Origin of the sequence: Bacillus sp. K2I17, from assembly GCF_002209985.1 — a bacterium.
In the GTDB taxonomy this organism is placed as follows: Bacteria; Bacillota; Bacilli; order Bacillales; family Bacillaceae_G; genus Bacillus_A; species Bacillus_A wiedmannii.
In genome coordinates this window covers 1-15,761 of sequence record NZ_NJGF01000035.1, presented here as the reverse complement: position 1 = coordinate 15,761, position 15,761 = coordinate 1, and the positions used below count along the sequence as shown (strand labels likewise).

The 15,761-nt window shown below is 33.5% G+C and carries 16 protein-coding genes; 13 read left to right on the top strand and 3 right to left on the bottom strand.

What is annotated here, in order from left to right; all coding sequences use genetic code 11:
• Positions 1 to 48 precede the first annotated feature (48 nt).
• The 3 genes from CER22_RS25320 to CER22_RS33225 all read left to right on the top strand — a co-directional run bounded on the left by CER22_RS25320 (position 49) and on the right by CER22_RS33225 (position 2,421).
• Entirely contained in the window at positions 49 to 1,389 is a 1,341-nt protein-coding gene (locus tag CER22_RS25320) for a DEAD/DEAH box helicase (RefSeq protein ID WP_088609916.1), read from the top strand.
• Between the two features lie 193 nt (positions 1,390 to 1,582).
• Positions 1,583 to 1,951 (top strand): hypothetical protein, encoded by a 369-nt coding sequence (locus tag CER22_RS33230; protein WP_179211936.1) that lies wholly within the window; start codon positions 1,583 to 1,585, stop codon positions 1,949 to 1,951.
• A 323-nt stretch (positions 1,952 to 2,274) separates the two neighbouring features.
• Positions 2,275 to 2,421 (top strand): hypothetical protein, encoded by a 147-nt coding sequence (locus CER22_RS33225; RefSeq protein WP_179211937.1) that lies wholly within the window; start codon positions 2,275 to 2,277, stop codon positions 2,419 to 2,421.
• A 781-nt stretch (positions 2,422 to 3,202) separates the two neighbouring features.
• Here CER22_RS33225 and exsF read toward each other — a convergent pair.
• Together exsF and CER22_RS25295 are read right to left on the bottom strand one after the other, a co-directional pair.
• Positions 3,203 to 3,706: an exosporium protein ExsF gene (gene exsF / locus CER22_RS25305; protein ID WP_088609915.1), complete on the bottom strand. Its 504-nt coding sequence runs from the start codon at positions 3,704 to 3,706 to the stop codon at positions 3,203 to 3,205.
• Positions 3,707 to 4,296: 590 nt separating this feature from the next.
• On the bottom strand, positions 4,297 to 4,494 hold the full coding sequence (locus tag CER22_RS25295; RefSeq protein WP_088063371.1) for a hypothetical protein: 198 nt from the start codon (positions 4,492 to 4,494) through the stop codon (positions 4,297 to 4,299).
• A gap of 482 nt (positions 4,495 to 4,976) precedes the next feature.
• On the opposite strand from CER22_RS25295, the gene CER22_RS25290 reads away from it, so the two are divergent.
• From CER22_RS25290 to CER22_RS25265, 6 genes are all read left to right on the top strand, one after another.
• Positions 4,977 to 5,615 carry a TetR/AcrR family transcriptional regulator gene (locus CER22_RS25290; RefSeq protein ID WP_088122122.1) on the top strand — a complete coding sequence of 213 codons (639 nt, stop codon included), beginning with the start codon at positions 4,977 to 4,979 and terminating at the stop codon, positions 5,613 to 5,615.
• 42 nt (positions 5,616 to 5,657) lie between these two features.
• On the top strand, positions 5,658 to 6,920 hold the full coding sequence (locus tag CER22_RS25285) for an MFS transporter (RefSeq protein ID WP_088609914.1): 1,263 nt from the start codon (positions 5,658 to 5,660) through the stop codon (positions 6,918 to 6,920).
• A 6-nt stretch (positions 6,921 to 6,926) separates the two neighbouring features.
• On the top strand, positions 6,927 to 9,266 hold the full coding sequence (locus CER22_RS25280) for an ABC transporter permease (RefSeq protein WP_088609913.1): 2,340 nt from the start codon (positions 6,927 to 6,929) through the stop codon (positions 9,264 to 9,266).
• A gap of 11 nt (positions 9,267 to 9,277) precedes the next feature.
• Complete coding sequence (locus CER22_RS25275; protein WP_141555687.1) at positions 9,278 to 10,039, top strand: ABC transporter ATP-binding protein; 762 nt, start codon at positions 9,278 to 9,280, stop codon at positions 10,037 to 10,039.
• A 99-nt stretch (positions 10,040 to 10,138) separates the two neighbouring features.
• On the top strand, positions 10,139 to 10,849 hold the full coding sequence (locus tag CER22_RS25270; RefSeq protein ID WP_088609912.1) for a class I SAM-dependent methyltransferase: 711 nt from the start codon (positions 10,139 to 10,141) through the stop codon (positions 10,847 to 10,849).
• A 120-nt stretch (positions 10,850 to 10,969) separates the two neighbouring features.
• Entirely contained in the window at positions 10,970 to 11,377 is a 408-nt protein-coding gene (locus CER22_RS25265; RefSeq protein WP_088609911.1) for a VOC family protein, read from the top strand.
• A gap of 47 nt (positions 11,378 to 11,424) precedes the next feature.
• Here CER22_RS25265 and CER22_RS25260 read toward each other — a convergent pair whose 3' ends face one another.
• Positions 11,425 to 13,101 carry an alpha-keto acid decarboxylase family protein gene (locus tag CER22_RS25260; RefSeq protein WP_088609910.1) on the bottom strand — a complete coding sequence of 559 codons (1,677 nt, stop codon included), beginning with the start codon at positions 13,099 to 13,101 and terminating at the stop codon, positions 11,425 to 11,427.
• A 116-nt stretch (positions 13,102 to 13,217) separates the two neighbouring features.
• Between CER22_RS25260 and CER22_RS25255 the strand changes: the two genes are divergently transcribed.
• The 4 genes from CER22_RS25255 to CER22_RS25235 form a co-directional block, all read left to right on the top strand.
• Positions 13,218 to 13,700 carry a MarR family winged helix-turn-helix transcriptional regulator gene (locus tag CER22_RS25255; protein WP_048546876.1) on the top strand — a complete coding sequence of 161 codons (483 nt, stop codon included), beginning with the start codon at positions 13,218 to 13,220 and terminating at the stop codon, positions 13,698 to 13,700.
• Positions 13,701 to 13,867: 167 nt separating this feature from the next.
• Positions 13,868 to 14,605 carry a 2,3-diphosphoglycerate-dependent phosphoglycerate mutase gene (gene gpmA, locus CER22_RS25250; RefSeq protein ID WP_088609909.1) on the top strand — a complete coding sequence of 246 codons (738 nt, stop codon included), beginning with the start codon at positions 13,868 to 13,870 and terminating at the stop codon, positions 14,603 to 14,605.
• Between the two features lie 188 nt (positions 14,606 to 14,793).
• Positions 14,794 to 15,531: a type II toxin-antitoxin system SpoIISA family toxin gene (locus CER22_RS25240; protein ID WP_074650800.1), complete on the top strand. Its 738-nt coding sequence runs from the start codon at positions 14,794 to 14,796 to the stop codon at positions 15,529 to 15,531.
• Positions 15,532 to 15,643: 112 nt separating this feature from the next.
• The coding region (locus CER22_RS25235; RefSeq protein ID WP_142293559.1) for a D-alanyl-D-alanine carboxypeptidase at positions 15,644 to 15,761 on the top strand (118 nt) is incomplete at its 3' end.

Sequence of the window (15,761 nt, the reverse complement as noted above, 5' to 3'; positions counted from 1 at the left end):
CGAAACAAATGGTACAATGAAAGCTAATGTGAAAAATAAGGAAAAGAAGTGGTCTATTTGAAAAACTTTTTAGAATTAGGAATTAGTGAAACTTTTAATCATACATTACGTGAAAATGGAATTACAGAAGCAACACCAATTCAAGAGCAGGCAATTCCAGTTATTATGTCAGGTAAAGATATTATTGGGCAGGCGAAAACAGGAACAGGTAAAACGTTAGCATTCGTGTTACCGATTTTAGAAAAAATCGATCCAGAGTCTAGTGATGTTCAAGCTTTAATTGTTGCACCAACAAGGGAACTAGCACTGCAAATTACGACTGAAATTAAAAAAATGCTTGTTCAAAGAGAAGATATTAATGTACTAGCGATTTATGGCGGGCAAGATGTAGCACAGCAATTGAGAAAATTAAAAGGAAATACACATATAGTTGTTGCGACACCAGGACGCTTATTAGATCATATTCGTCGTGAAACAATTGATTTAAGTAATCTTTCAACGATTGTACTAGATGAAGCGGATCAAATGCTTTATTTCGGTTTCTTATATGATATTGAAGATATTTTAGATGAGACACCTGATAGTAAACAAACGATGTTATTCTCAGCAACGATGCCAAAAGATATTAAAAAATTGGCGAAACGTTATATGGATGAGCCGCAAATGATTCAAGTACAAAGTGAAGAAGTAACGGTAAATACAATTGAGCAGCGTGTCATTGAGACGACAGATCGTGCAAAGCCAGATGCACTTCGTTTTGTTATGGATCGTGATCAGCCATTTTTAGCTGTTATTTTCTGTCGTACAAAGGTTAGAGCAAGTAAGCTTTATGATAATTTAAAAGGACTAGGTTATAATTGTGCTGAACTTCATGGTGATATACCTCAAGCGAAACGTGAAAGAGTCATGAAGAGTTTCCGCGAAGCTAAAATTCAGTACTTAATTGCGACTGATGTAGCAGCTCGTGGACTTGATGTAGATGGTGTAACGCACGTATTTAACTTTGATATCCCTGAAGATGTGGAAAGTTATATTCACCGCATTGGCCGAACAGGACGTGCAGGTGGATCAGGTCTTGCAATTACGTTCGTTGCAGCGAAAGATGAAAAACATTTAGAAGAAATTGAAAAAACGCTTGGTGCACCATTGCAAAGAGAAATAATCGAACAACCGAAGATAAAACGTGTAGATGAAAATGGAAAACCGGTACCAAAGCCGGCTCCAAAGAAATCAGATCAATATCGCCAAAGAGATAGCCGTGAAGGTTCAAGAAGTGGTTCAAAAGGTGGCCCAAGAAATAGTTCGAGAAATGATAACAATCGATCATTTAATAAGCCAAGTAATAAGAAAAGTAGTACAAAACAAGGTCAGCAAAGACGTGGGCGTTAAATAGTTATTATTCAAAAAGAGTCGCAAAGTGTTGCGGCTCTTTTTTTGCTTGTATACAACAAGGGTGATGCCGAGAAAAAACGAAAATTTCATTCACCGTATTTAAAATGAATTTTAAAACTTATAAAGGAAATTTTATAGTCCAAAACCAGTAGAGCAAGGGTATTACTACCATGTCCCAATTCAAGAACAAGTGCAACTTACATATGAACAATATTTAATCGAAAAAAATCGAGAGAAAGCAATTCGTACTAGCTCCCCTGATGATGATACGGATTATGAAAAAATCAATTGGTATAACGATATGAAAACATCTTTTGCAAACAAAGAATTGGACGATGGGGTGAAAGAAATTCGTAACATATTCAAACGGTACTGGAATGTTATGCTGCAGCAAAAAGAGAACGGAACTTATTATGTCTACTATTTAGGTAGAACACTTTTGTTGAAAGAAAAGGTATTGAAGCGAGCGAATATTTTTATTATACATTCCGCAATTATTGAAATGGAACAAGAGAAGTTTATGAAGGATTTAACTCATATTGGTAGATGGAAAAAATAAGGGCGGGCGAAGATTGAGCTTTCTTATTTACAAATTTTAAATTAACAACCATTTTCGAACATTGGCCGAACGAGAAAATTATTGTTGCTGAAATGGAAAGTAAAGCAAGTTATCTGTATTGGCAGCAAATTCAGAACAAAAATGTATAACAATGTTGATAGCGGAATTTATGAAGTTTGTAAAGTGCGAGAATGAAGATGTTTTTGACATCAAGCGTATGTAAAGTGCAGAGCAGGGTTTCAAGAAAATGTAAAATTATCGTAACCTCCATTTCGCCTACACGGGTATGCGAGCAAATGTAGCTGACATGTGGGGTACGATCATTGGGAACTGGAAAACTCATTTGTTCGTTTTGTTCGATGGAGAAATTACTTATTACGATGATAAGGGTAATGTGGTTCGAAGCTACGAGAAGGGGAAATATGCGGTATAAGAAAAAAGGACTAGCAGTCGTATCTGCTGTCCTTTAATAGGAGAAAAATTATTCTGGATTAGAACTACGAATAACCAGAAAACGCGCTTTAAATCAGTGTTGTCAAAGATGTAATAATCTATGCAACAAAAAGCTTAGTCGGAATTCAAAACACCAAAATGGCTTGCATTGGTAACAGGCTCAAAACTAGTATATGTAAAATGAAAAATCTTATACAAAAAGCAGACAACAATTTTGGTTGTCTGCCAGTGTGTTCAATGAGTTAGCTAATTGTGATAATTTGCATCCCCATTATGAGAAGAGTGAAGCTGCTAGTTCAAACAGCTTGTTGGAATTATTATCGATTTCATAAAAAATATACAGAGAAAGCAGATAAGTGAAGAACCTACCTGCTTCTGCTGTAACAAAAGAAAGAAGTATTAGCCGTGGATACGGCGGCTTGAAAATAGTATGTATTTTTATTTCAAAAATATTCAAGGGGTGAAGAAACATGGGATGTTTAATAAAAGGGGTTTGTGAAATTAATCAGCTAATTAGTAAAACAAAAGAGAAAAACAATGAGCAAATATAACAATAAAAGGATAAATGTTCAAAAGAGCGATGAGTATAAAGTAAAACAAAATAGTTATATTAAAGCTTGATTTTCATAAGAGCACACATATAAGTGTGCTCTTATGAACGCTTTAGATTAGTATGACTAGATAGTCACCATACAATAAAATATGCTTGTTTGATATAAATGTGTGTTAAATCTATAACATATATTTTGGGGTGTATAAGGAATATTAAATGTTAATTTGCCAAGCATATTGTTTTTATTAACGAATTTGTGCAACTGTTAAAGCGGCAGAACGAATATCTACTGTACCAATTACTTCAACCGGTACAATTTGAATTAAATCACCAGGGTTTAAGTTTATTAGAATGACACCGCTGGATACATCTACTTGACCAGTGCCAATGATATTAGAACGGACTGCGGTTCCAGATCCTGCAATAATATTAGTTGATGAGTTTAGTGTCAAGAAAAAGCGCGCTGCTTCCGGGGCTACTGGAACGTTATCGAGGCTGATTGTTAATGTATAACTGATTTGATAAATACCAGCTACTTGAATTCTAATTCCAGTTCCAGTACTAATTGTATCATTTATTACAGGGACAGTAATATTAGGGTTTGGGCCCGTACTAGGTAATAGTAATGGCGTGAATAGTGTTGCAAATTGAGGTGAAGTAGCATTGAAAGCAAAACCGAGAGCTGGTAGCGTACTAGGGGCTTGTGCTCCACAATTAAAGTTTGTGTGCTTACGACAAGATGAACGCATATTTTCACTCCTTTCTTTCATTTAGATCGCATGAGTAATAACCTCACGTTTTGGACAAGCACAATACAATATATGAAAATTTATAATGAATAGTGCAGACGTGTACTGTTATGAATAAAACTAACTGTCTGTTGTACAAAAGGAAACACTATGTTTACAGAAATAGTTTGTAACCTAAAGTTGAAAAATAGTATGAACAGGGTTAAAAATGTTATTCAGAAATGAAAGGAAAAAAATAAAAAAGAGTACGCATATAAGCATGCTCTTTGGCAAGAAAGGTAGATTTTTATGAGTGGATTCCTCCATACAATAATATATGCTTGTCCGGTTAATAGTTGAGAAAGGGAGAATGAATATGGAACAAATTGAAGCGTATAACAAAATAAAAATTTCATTTTGTAAAAAAGGGGAATGGATATATGTACTTATTGGGAAAACGCAGTTAAAGAATTCTTAAAGAAGTAAGAGCAGGAACGAAATAAAAGAGCAGCTAGCAAAAGCTAACTGCTCAATACAAGGAGATACAGAGAAGACTACTTTAAATGAATGTTGGCATACAGCCTACATTCAGTATGGACCAAATATTTATTTTAAATCCAATTTATCATCCCAACAGATAAAATGGCTGCGCCTGCTGCAGAACCTAGCCAGTCTCTCCAGCCTAATGTATTTAAAGATGCATCTGTTAAATCCATAATTAAGAAGATAGCAAACATTAATACACCAAATGCTAAGCATCCCCAAAATATTTGCAAATATTTAATCATCTTCTTTCGGAACTTGCTCATATAAATCACCCTTATTAATAATTTATATTTTTACAAATAAATTATCGCATGTGCAAAAATTAAACGTACAAAATATGCAATATTACATATTGGAACTCAACAAAATAATCCATTCATAAGTACATAGATCGAACAGGGGGAACCGTATCGTATGAACCAATTTTCATTTTTTGAAATCATCGATGTAAAGGAGATGCGCTGACTTGTGGTGAAGGAGCTGAAAAACTACAAAGTATTGTGCGTCTGGATGAAGAATCGAGAAAATAGGATCAAGCGGAGGGCAGCGTTCTTTTCCTAAAATGAAAGGTGACGATAAGAAACATGAGATACGTTTTAAACAAATTGAGCGGACGTTAAAAAATAAAAATTTATAAAGGAAATAGAAAGTAGGATGTTGTATATACAATAATAGGAAACTTTTTACTAACTAAACATATAATTTAAGTAGACCGACAGTCGGTCTGATGGGAAGGAGAACTTGAATGCGAATTGTAAAGGAGTATGAGGAGCGTAGAAAGGAAATTTTAGAAACTGCTGAACGTTTATTTATTACGAAAGGTTATACGAAAACAACAGTAAATGACATTTTAAAAGAGATAGGGATAGCAAAGGGGACGTTTTATCATTATTTTAAGTCGAAAGAAGAAGTGATGGATGAAATCATTATGAGGATCATTAAAGATGATGTTGCTAAAGCGAAAGCAATCGTCTCTAATCCAAATATCCCAGTTTTAGAAAAGTTATTTCGAGTTTTAATGGCGCAATCACCAAAATCAGGAGATGTTAAAGATAAAATGATTGAACAATTTCATCAGCCAAATAATGCGGAAATGCATCAAAAAAGTATAGTGCAATCCATTATTCATTTATCTCCTGTTTTAGCAGAGATTTTAGAACAAGGAATCGATGAAGGCATATTTTCTACACCATACCCACAAGAAACGATTGAATTATTACTCTCTTCAGCACAAGTCATATTTGATGAAGGTTTATTCCAGTGGAAGCCGGAAGAAATGATTAGAAGAGCTAAAGCGTATATTAAAATGATGGAAGTATCTGTTGGAGCGAAAGAAGGATCTTTTGATTATATGGTTGAGGTTTTAATTAAACAGAAATCATGATTTCTGTTTAATTATTATAGACCGACAGTCAGTCTAAATTAAATGAAGGGTGTGATGAAGATGCCAGCAAGTATAAAATCTTCTATGAAAGATTTTCACTTAATGGTAAGTGGACAGATTATTACTATTTTAGGATCAACACTTTTACGTTTTGTTCTGTCGTTATATGTGCTAGATATAACAGGGCGTGCTGATATATTCGCAGGATTATATGCGGTTACGAGTATTCCGTTTTTGTTAGCTCCTGTTGGCGGAGCGATAGCAGATCGTTTCAATCGTCGTAATTTAATGGTTATTTTTGATTTTATAAACGCTGCGATTGTATTAAGCTTTATAGTTTTATTATTTACTGGATCTGTATCTATTATATTGATTGGAACTATTATGTTTTTACTTGCAGTCATTAGTGCAATGTACTCACCAGTTGTAATGGCGAGTACTCCTCAATTAGTTCCAGAGAAAAAGTTAGAACAAGCGAACGGTATCGTAAATGGTGTGCAAGCATTATCTAATATAGTAGCTCCTGTATTAGGAGGAATGTTGTACGGCATAATTGGTTTGAAAATACTTGTAATAATAAGTTGCCTTGCTTTCTTTTTATCTGCGATTTTAGAAATGTTTATTACAATACCTTTTATAAAAAGAGCAAAAGAAAACCATATTATACCGACAATTGTAAAGGATATGAAAGATGGCTTCGTATTCGTTTTAAAACAACCATTTATTTTGAAATCTATGCTTTTAGCTGCAGTACTAAATTTAATACTAACACCGCTATTTGTAGTTGGTGCTCCAATTATTATACGAGTAACGATGGAAAGTAGCGACACGTTATACGGAATTGGAATGGGATTGATCGATTTTGCTACTATTTTAGGTGCATTATCAATAGGTTTTTTTGCGAAAAAGCTACAGATGAAAACATTGTATTATTGGATGCTGTTAATAGCTTTATTAGTAATACCAATGGCACTATCCGTTACGCCAGTTATTCTTAATTTAGGATACTATCCACCATTTATCCTCTTTATACTCTCTTCTATTCTAATTGCAATGATCATGACAATTGTATCTATTTATGTAATTACTGTAGTCCAAAAGAAAACACCGAATGAAAACCTAGGGAAAGTAATGGCCATTATAACAGCGGTATCTCAATGTATGGCACCAATTGGGCAAGTCATTTATGGTTTTATGTTTGAAGAATTCAATACGAAAATTTATTTACCTATATTAGCTATTAGTTTCATAATGATAATAATAGCGATAGTGACGAAGAAAATATTATGGAATGAGGGGAACTAGCTTAATATGATTAGGAGAATGTTAAAAAGAGATTTCTCTCAAAATAAAATGATGATTACCATCTTATTTATGTTTATCATGTTATCAAGCCTTTTAATGGCAAGTGCTTCAAGTAACGTTATTAATCTATTGAACTCGATGGATCAATTGTTTAAAGTATCAAACGCACCGCACTTCGTACAAATGCATGCCGGAGAAATAAATCAAAAGTCAATCGACTCATTTGTAGCGAAAACTCCTTTTGTAAAAAAACAGCAAACGGCTGAGATGGTTCAAATAGGCGGGTCTAACATTTTTATAAAGAAGAAAAATCAAGCGGAACATAATAGTGTAATGGACATTAGCTTCGTTAAACAAAATAGTAAGTTTGACTTTTTATTAGATTTAAATAATGAAGTGATCGATGTTAGGAAAGGGGAAATAGGTGTACCAATTTATTATATGCAAAAATATAATTTGCGAATTGGAGATAAAATATGGGTTGTTAAAAATAATAATGAACTAGCATTGACTATTTCGGCATTTGTTCGTGATGTACAAATGAACCCATCACTTGTTAGTTCAAAACGATTTGTAATAAGCGATGAAGACTTCGAAAGAATAAAGGGGAATTTTGGAGAAAGTGAATATCTTATTGAATTCCAGCTAACAGATGTAAATAAAATAAATGAATTTGAAAATCTATACCAGTCATCGAACTTACCTCAAAAAGGTCCCTCTATTACGTATTCACTCTTTAAAACACTCAATTCATTAACAGATGGAATAATAGCTGCAGTGCTTATCATAATAAGTGCATTATTAATGTTAATCGCAAGTTTATGTATTAGATTTACGATTATGACTTCTATGGAAGAAGATTATCGGGAAATAGGTGTAATGAAGGCTATCGGCATAACAAGTAAAGAGATTCAAAAGCTATATGTAACAAAATATGTTGTTATTGCTACTAGCGGTTGTATATGTGGATATATTCTTTCATTATTTGTTACAAAAATTTTCACCGCTAATATCTCACTTTATATGGGAATAGCAAGTACAAGTATTTTATATTTTGTTGTACCATTAATAGTCACAATTGTGTTATTTCTAACTATTATCCTGTTTTGTCGTATCATTTTGCGGAATTTGAGGAGAATTACAGCAATAGATGCTTTACGATCAAGAGATAATCTAGGAAAGAAGAAGGGAAAAAGGACTTTTTCTCTCTATCAAACTAAAATTACAAATGTAAATATATTTATTGGTATACAAGATGTCGTAAAACGCTTTAAGTTATATCGCGTATTAAGTATCGTTTTAATCATAGCCGTGTTCATGATTGTTGTACCTGTTAACTTTTTGTATACGATTCAGTCACCGAAGTTTGTAAATTACATGGGAACAGGAAAAAGTGATATTCGAATAGATTTACAGCAATCTGAAAATATAGAGAAACGATTTAAGGACGTAATCTCATATATACGAAATGATGAAGACGTAGAAAAATATGCAGCATTTGTAACGAGTACATTTAAAATGGTGAACGCTGAAGGTACACATGAAAACTTAAATGTAGAAGTAGGAGACTTCACTCAATTTCCATTAGATTACGTTCAAGGAATAGCACCAAAAAATGAAAAAGAGATTGCTCTATCTTATATGAATGCAAATGAATTAAAAAAGAATGTAGGGGATGAAATCGTTTTATTTGTAGAAGGAAAAGAAAAAGCACTAACTATTAGTGGGATATATCAAGATGTAACGAATGGTGGGAAAACAGCTAAAGCGAGCTTCTCTTATAATAGCGAAAATATATTATGGTATGTAGTAAACGTAGATATGGAGCCTACTGTGAATTTACAAGAAAAAGTGAAGAAGTATAAACATAATTTTAGTTCTGCAAAAATAACAGATACAGACGATTATTTAACGCAAACTTTAGGAGAGACAATTAAACAATTAAGCCTCGTGACGCAAGTGGCAATTTTGATTGCTATATTGATATCAGTTTTAATTACTGCAATGTTTTTTAAAATGTTATTGGCAAAAGACTCTTCACAAATATTAATTATGAAAAGTATTGGTTTTTCTAACAAAGATATTCGTATACAGTATATAACTCGTTCTATTGTCATTGTATTAATAGGCATTGTAACAGGGACATTACTAGCTGCTACGTTTGGTGAAATGTTAGTAAGTTGGTTAGGCTCATTTATGGGAGCAGCTCATATAAAGTTTGTCGTGAATCCTATCGTTTCTTATGTAATATGTCCAGCTATATTATTTATATCTGTGGCCGCAACAACACTTTTCAGTAGTTTTACTATGAAACAAACAAACGATGTAAAGCCAAATGGAGAGTAGGGGTGTGTAACTTGAACAAAATTTTAGAAGTTAAACAATTAAACAAAAAATATTCAATAGATGGAAATACAATTTATCAAGTACTAAAAAATATAGATTTAGATATTTATGAGGGAGAGTTTGTATCGGTCATGGGGCCTTCTGGTTCTGGGAAATCGACGTTACTATATAATATTAGTGGAATGGATCAAATGTCATCAGGAAGTGTGAAAGTTGATAGTAAAGAAATATCATGTATGAAAGAAGAAGCGTTAGCCAAATTGCGCCTTACTGAAATAGGATTTATTTTTCAGCAGAGCAACCTTCTTAGACACTTGAATCTATTTGATAATATCATCTTGTCAGCATATTTAGCGAAATGTGAGAGTAAGAAAATAGTAAATCAACGTGCTCTGGAGCTAATGGGGAAAATGGGGATAAGTGATATAGCATCCCATTATATAACGGAAGCGTCTGGAGGGCAATTACAAAGAGTTTCTATTTGTAGAGCGCTTATCAATAATCCAAATGTTATTTTTGCTGATGAGCCAACTGGTGCTCTAAATTTAAAATCAACAGAAGAGGTAATGCAAATATTACTAAATATTAATCGTGATGGAACTACTATCATGTTAGTGACTCATGATGTAAAGGTAGCAGCGAAAACAGAAAGAGTTCTTTTTATGGTGGATGGAGAAATTGTTAGCGAAATTCAGTTAGGTAAGCTTAGGAATAATGAGTTGAAAGTGCGAGAAGAGAAGCTGTTAAAATGGTTAGCTGTACTTGGATTTTAAAGAGAAAAACTCCTATTAAATGTAGGAGCTTTTTCTTTGTCTGAAAGTTCTAGAAGATATATAATAATTTTCTGACTATTTAAATTTGGAGGGATACAAATGAAAAATGAAACGTTGCACAATCAAGAAGATAGTATTAAAATGCTTGATTCATTATTAAGACCGGCAGAACCATTTTGGAATGAATTTTATGCGAATAGAGAAAAAGATGTTCCGTTTTTTGCAAATATTCCAGATGAAAATCTAGTTTCATATATAGAAACAGGATGGATTTCCAGAGGGAAAGTGCTGGAACTTGGATGCGGTCCAGGAAGAAATGCTATTTATTTAGCGATTGAAGGATTTGGAGTAACAGCAGTGGATTTATCTATAGAGGGCATTAATTGGGCGAAAGATAGAGCAAATGAAAAAGGAATTGGAATTCAATTTATTTGTGATTCGATTTTTAATTTAGAGGCTCAAAAGGAATTTGATTTTGTATACGACTCTGGATGTTTGCATCACATTCCACCACATAGAAGAATAAATTATGTGGATTTAATTAAAAACTCATTGAAATCTGGTGGTTATTTCGGATTAACATGTTTTGCAGCAGGTGATTTAGATGAGCGAAATGGATCAGAAATAACGGATTGGGACGTATATAGAGGGTGGAGTTTACAAGGTGGACTTGCATATTCTGAAGAAAAATTAAGAGAGATATTTAAAGAATTTGAAGTGATTGAAATTAGAAAGATGAAGCAAATTGACCAACCAAATACTATGTTTGGAGAATCATTTCTTTGGACAGCATTATTTAAGAAGAAATAAACAGGGATTTAATTGACAAACTCATCTTTTTTATAGACAATACATTTATAAGAATATACGTTCGGTTTTGGCTGGCCGATGTATGTTTTACATAAATACATAACAAGGGGCGGTCTCTATATGAATAAAACAAATCAAAAAATCACTACGTTTTTAATGTTCGAAGGTAAAGCTGAGGAAGCAATGAACTTTTACACGTCGCTATTCGATCAATCAGAAATTGTAAGTATCTCTCGCTACGATGAAAACGGACCAGGTAAAGAGGGTTCTGTCATTCATGCAACTTTTACGTTAAATGGTCAAGAATTCATGTGCATTGATAGTTATGTAAAGCATGGTTTTACATTTACACCATCTATGTCTCTTTATGTAAATTGTGAGACAGAAGAAGAAATTGAAGCGGTCTTTCATAAGTTAGCGCAGGATGGATCTGTACTAATGCCTTTAGGTTCTTATCCATTTAGTAAAAAATTTGGCTGGTTAAATGATAAATATGGTGTGTCTTGGCAGTTAACGCTTGCGGAATAAAAATTTAATAAGAAAAGCGTAGCCCATTTATAGCTACGCTTTTCTTATTAAGAATTTTGCTTGCCGAATCTTTCACCGAGTTTAGCTAACAATTCAGGCTGATCCCCTTGACTCATTACAACTTCAATAAAGATAAGTTGATTCTTATTTAAAGTTATATTAGTTAAGACTTCTGCTAACTCTGTTTCATTTTCCACTTTACATGATAGGCTTTTTTCTTCTAATCCGAATGTGTTTGCTAGTTTCGTGTAATCCCACATTTGTATGTCATTATACGGTTCGTTTTGGCCGTGAATTGCACGTTCAACAGTGTATCCATTGTTATTAATTAAAAATATAATCGGTTTTAAATTTTGACGAAGTATAGTCGATAACTCTTGAACAGTTAATTGGAAAGAACCATCACCAATAATTAAAATATTACGTCGCGATAAATCAGCGAGCTGTGTACCGAGTAGAGCAGGTAATGTATAACCAATTGATCCCCATAATGGTTGTGCTACATATGTAGTGTTATTTGGTAAAGGGATAGCAGCACTACCGAAGAAAGGTGTTCCTTGCTCAGCAATTAAAACATCGTTTTCTTGTAAGAAATGGTATATTTGTTGCCAAAAACGTTTTTGTGTAACCATTTGAGCTTTTGGATTGAACTCTTCTGTCATAGATAGTAATTCTGAAATAAAGGGCTTAATTTCAAGTGTTTCCTCGTTGCGATGTTCGATTAAATCACTTAACTGTTGTAAAACATCTTTCATTACAACGGGTCCATATTTTTTATCTATAATTTTCACAGTATAGGGATGGATTTCTATAACTTGCTCTTTCATAAAGCCTTGTGTAAAGCCACCAGTAATAGTATCAGTTAATTTCACGCCAATACTAATAATACAGTCAGATTCATCAATTCTTTTTCGTAAGTATGGAGAACTAACATCACCAGTATAAATTCCTATAAATTGAGGGTGTTGTTCAGGGAATATTCCTTTTCCCATACTTAATGTTGCGATAGGAAACCCAGTTTTTTCTACGAATTGATGCAAATATTCTTCCGCATGAAAACGAGCCACTTCAAAATCAGCTAAAATAACTGGTTTTTTGGCACTGTTTATTTTTGAAGTCGCATGTAGAAGCATTTTATCCAACGCATCTTTATTACTTAGAACTGGTTTATGTAAAATTGGTTCTGTAGGTTTATTAATTGGTTTATTATACACATCAATCGGTAATTGAATATGAACAGGGCGTTTCTCACTCCAACATGCACGTAACACACGATCGATTTCTTCAGTGGCATGCTCAGGTGTTAATTTTGATTGTGCCACCGTGATTTCTCTATACATATTGGAAAAATGATCGAACTTTCCATCACCTAACGTATGATGAACGAGTGCTCCATTTTCCATTACTGTTGTTGGTGGTGTCCCCGTGATTTTTATAACAGGTACGTTTTCTGCGTATGACCCAGCAACACCGTTAAGGGCGCTTAATTCTCCAACGCCAAAGGTGGTAATAAGAGCTGCAATTCCTTTTATACGAGCATATCCATCAGCAGTATATGCCGCATTTAATTCATTACAATTACCAATCCACTTTAGCTTTTCATGTGCTAGTACGTCATCTAAAAAAGCCAAATTATAATCACCAGGAACACCAAATATATGCTCAATTCCTAATTCGCTTAGTCGATCTAATAAATATGTACTTACAGTATATTGCGATTTCAAATGAATCCTCTCCTAATTTTGCAATGAATATTTCAATAAACTAAAGAAGTTCTGATGTGTTCGTTAAAATATTCAATACTAGATTGTGTTATAATTTATATACAGGGGGAAAGTAGATGACACAACATAAAGAAGAACAGATGAATGAAGCATTAGCATTATTTTACTTTGCATATAAATCATTTACTGAAAAGCCAGATGAAATTATAAAAGAGTATGGCATACAACGAGTACATCACCGAATTTTATTTTTTATCGCACGATTTCCAGGGATAAGTGTAAATGAGTTATTATCACTGTTAGAAATAAGTAAACAAGCTCTTCACGGACCACTACGACAACTTGTGGAAAAAGGCTTAATTGAGAGTAATGAAGCTACACATGATCGCCGTGTGAAACAGTTATCTTTAACAGAAATAGGTGTAGATTTAGAGAAAAAATTGAGCGATGTTCAAAGACAACAGATGAGTGCTATTTTTTCAAAATTTGGTGAATCGTGTGAAGAAAATTGGCATCAAGTTATGAATGAAATGGCAAATAGTCGATCAGGTTTTGATGCTTGGATATCAAAACGAGAAGTTGTAATCGATCAGAAATAATAAGAAATATATCTGTTTTTATAGTTTGAAAAAGAACAAATTTTATCCATACATTTGGCAACTATGGATTGGTCATAGAGTGAATGGATAAAAAGATACATTACTAGATACTTTATACGTGTACGCAATGGAACAATAAAATTCACATTTCCGAGAGGGGAATTATTATGATAAAACTTGTACTTATTCGTCACGGACAAAGTTTATGGAATCTTGAAAATCGCTTTACAGGATGGACAGATGTAGATTTATCAGAGAATGGATTAAGTGAAGCGAGAGAAGCAGGAGTGATATTAAAGAAAAATGGATATACTTTTGATGTAGCTTATACATCTGTATTAAAACGAGCAATCCGGACGTTATGGATTGTACTTCATGAGATGGATCTTGCTTGGGTACCAGTACATAAATCTTGGAAGCTAAATGAAAGACATTACGGTGCATTGCAAGGGTTGAATAAAGATGAAACTGCGAAAAAGTATGGTGAGGAGCAAGTTCATATTTGGAGAAGAAGTATTGATGTAAGACCGCCAGCTCTTACTGAGGATGATCCTAGATATGAAATGAATGATCCAAAATATAAAGCACTTAAAAAAGGTGAGTTTCCATTGACTGAATGTTTAGTGGATACGGAGAAAAGAGTACTTGATTATTGGCATTCAGAAATCGCGCCATCATTAAAAAGTGGTGAAAAGGTAATTATTTCATCACACGGTAATACGATTCGTTCGCTAGTGAAATACTTAGATAACCTTTCAAGCGATGGTGTTGTTTCATTAAATATTCCAACGAGCATTCCACTCGTTTATGAATTAGACGATGATTTACGTCCGATTCGTCATTATTATTTAAGTATGGACGGAGAAGTACCAAAAGGGGAAATTCCGAAACATATTTCTTTTTAACATGAAAATTTGAAACGCATGCTTGTCTACATATACAATGTAGATTCATGATAAAAGACGTGGTACCTTCTAATGTATATGCGATATTGCTAAATTTAGAAGCTTGTCCACGTCTTTTGTCATAAAGAGGGCTGCTTGTGCATGTAATGATATCGTGAGTAGTTTTTGAATGGAGGGTGATGTCATTGGTGATCTCTAACATTCGAATCGGCTTATTTATTTTAGCAATCGTTTTTCTCGTTCTTGTGTTCTTTTACTGGAGAAACGAAGAGTTGTACGAGGAGAAAAAGCAACGTATTAGAAAGACTTGGTATGGGTTGTTTATAATATCAGTCACCGTGTATTTCATGATAAAAGGAATTGATTTAACCCTCTGGAAAAACCTATTAATGTTCACTGCAATGGTTATTTTCGTTGATATCGCATTTATTTTAACACCTAATATTTCCGAAATATGGGGAGCGAAATTTAGCGATATCGGCAAGACTGTTCAATCGATAAAACGGTCTTTAATTGCTTCTAAAGCAAGAGGGGAAATATATACAACAATTATTCAAAATGTCAATCCAGCAATGTTCGGTACAATGGAATGGCATACGGAAGAAGAGTATACAAAAAGCTTAAACGCATTTTTAGATTCGTATGGGGAAAAGATTGGTGCGAAAATTGTCGTATTTGAAGCGGCAAAGGAATTAAATACTAACTTTCGCGGTATCCGTTCTCAATTTAGTATTATCGTTCCGTTTGAACACATTGAGCAGTTGAATGAGCAGAAAGCGGTACAAGTAGAAAATGTCGGCATTATACCAGCAAAAACTGTGAGTGATGTTTTCATTGTTATTGATGGGAAGAAAAATAATCTGCAAGATCGAGATTTTGAAAATGTATATAATTTAACAATACATCATAGTTATTTTAGTAAATAAGGACAGGATTTTCTTCTGTCCTTTTCACTTATACATAAAGGTAAAGCGAATTTAGACAAACTTGTATAAAATCGGACAATCATTCCTACACTAGCACGTAGAGGTGATTGTAGTGATAAAAGATTATGACAATGATTTTTTTAAAGAAGATAATGAAGATACAACAGATTTCTCGTTAATAAAAGGAGATACATTACAGCAAGTAGAAGAGTTAGAAGAAGAATTAAAAA

Bases quoted from the DNA above. Each gene is read 5' to 3' on its own strand.
- exsF (WP_088609915.1), bottom strand. From the start codon at position 3,706: ATGCGTTCATCTTGTCGTAAGCACACAAACTTTAATTGTGGAGCACAA.
- CER22_RS25295 (WP_088063371.1), bottom strand. From the start codon at position 4,494: ATGAGCAAGTTCCGAAAGAAGATGATTAAATATTTGCAAATATTTTGG.
- CER22_RS25290 (WP_088122122.1), top strand. From the start codon at position 4,977: ATGCGAATTGTAAAGGAGTATGAGGAGCGTAGAAAGGAAATTTTAGAA.
- CER22_RS25285 (WP_088609914.1), top strand. From the start codon at position 5,658: ATGAAGGGTGTGATGAAGATGCCAGCAAGTATAAAATCTTCTATGAAA.
- CER22_RS25280 (WP_088609913.1), top strand. From the start codon at position 6,927: ATGATTAGGAGAATGTTAAAAAGAGATTTCTCTCAAAATAAAATGATG.
- CER22_RS25270 (WP_088609912.1), top strand. From the start codon at position 10,139: ATGAAAAATGAAACGTTGCACAATCAAGAAGATAGTATTAAAATGCTT.
- CER22_RS25265 (WP_088609911.1), top strand. From the start codon at position 10,970: ATGAATAAAACAAATCAAAAAATCACTACGTTTTTAATGTTCGAAGGT.
- CER22_RS25255 (WP_048546876.1), top strand. From the start codon at position 13,218: ATGACACAACATAAAGAAGAACAGATGAATGAAGCATTAGCATTATTT.
- gpmA (WP_088609909.1), top strand. From the start codon at position 13,868: ATGATAAAACTTGTACTTATTCGTCACGGACAAAGTTTATGGAATCTT.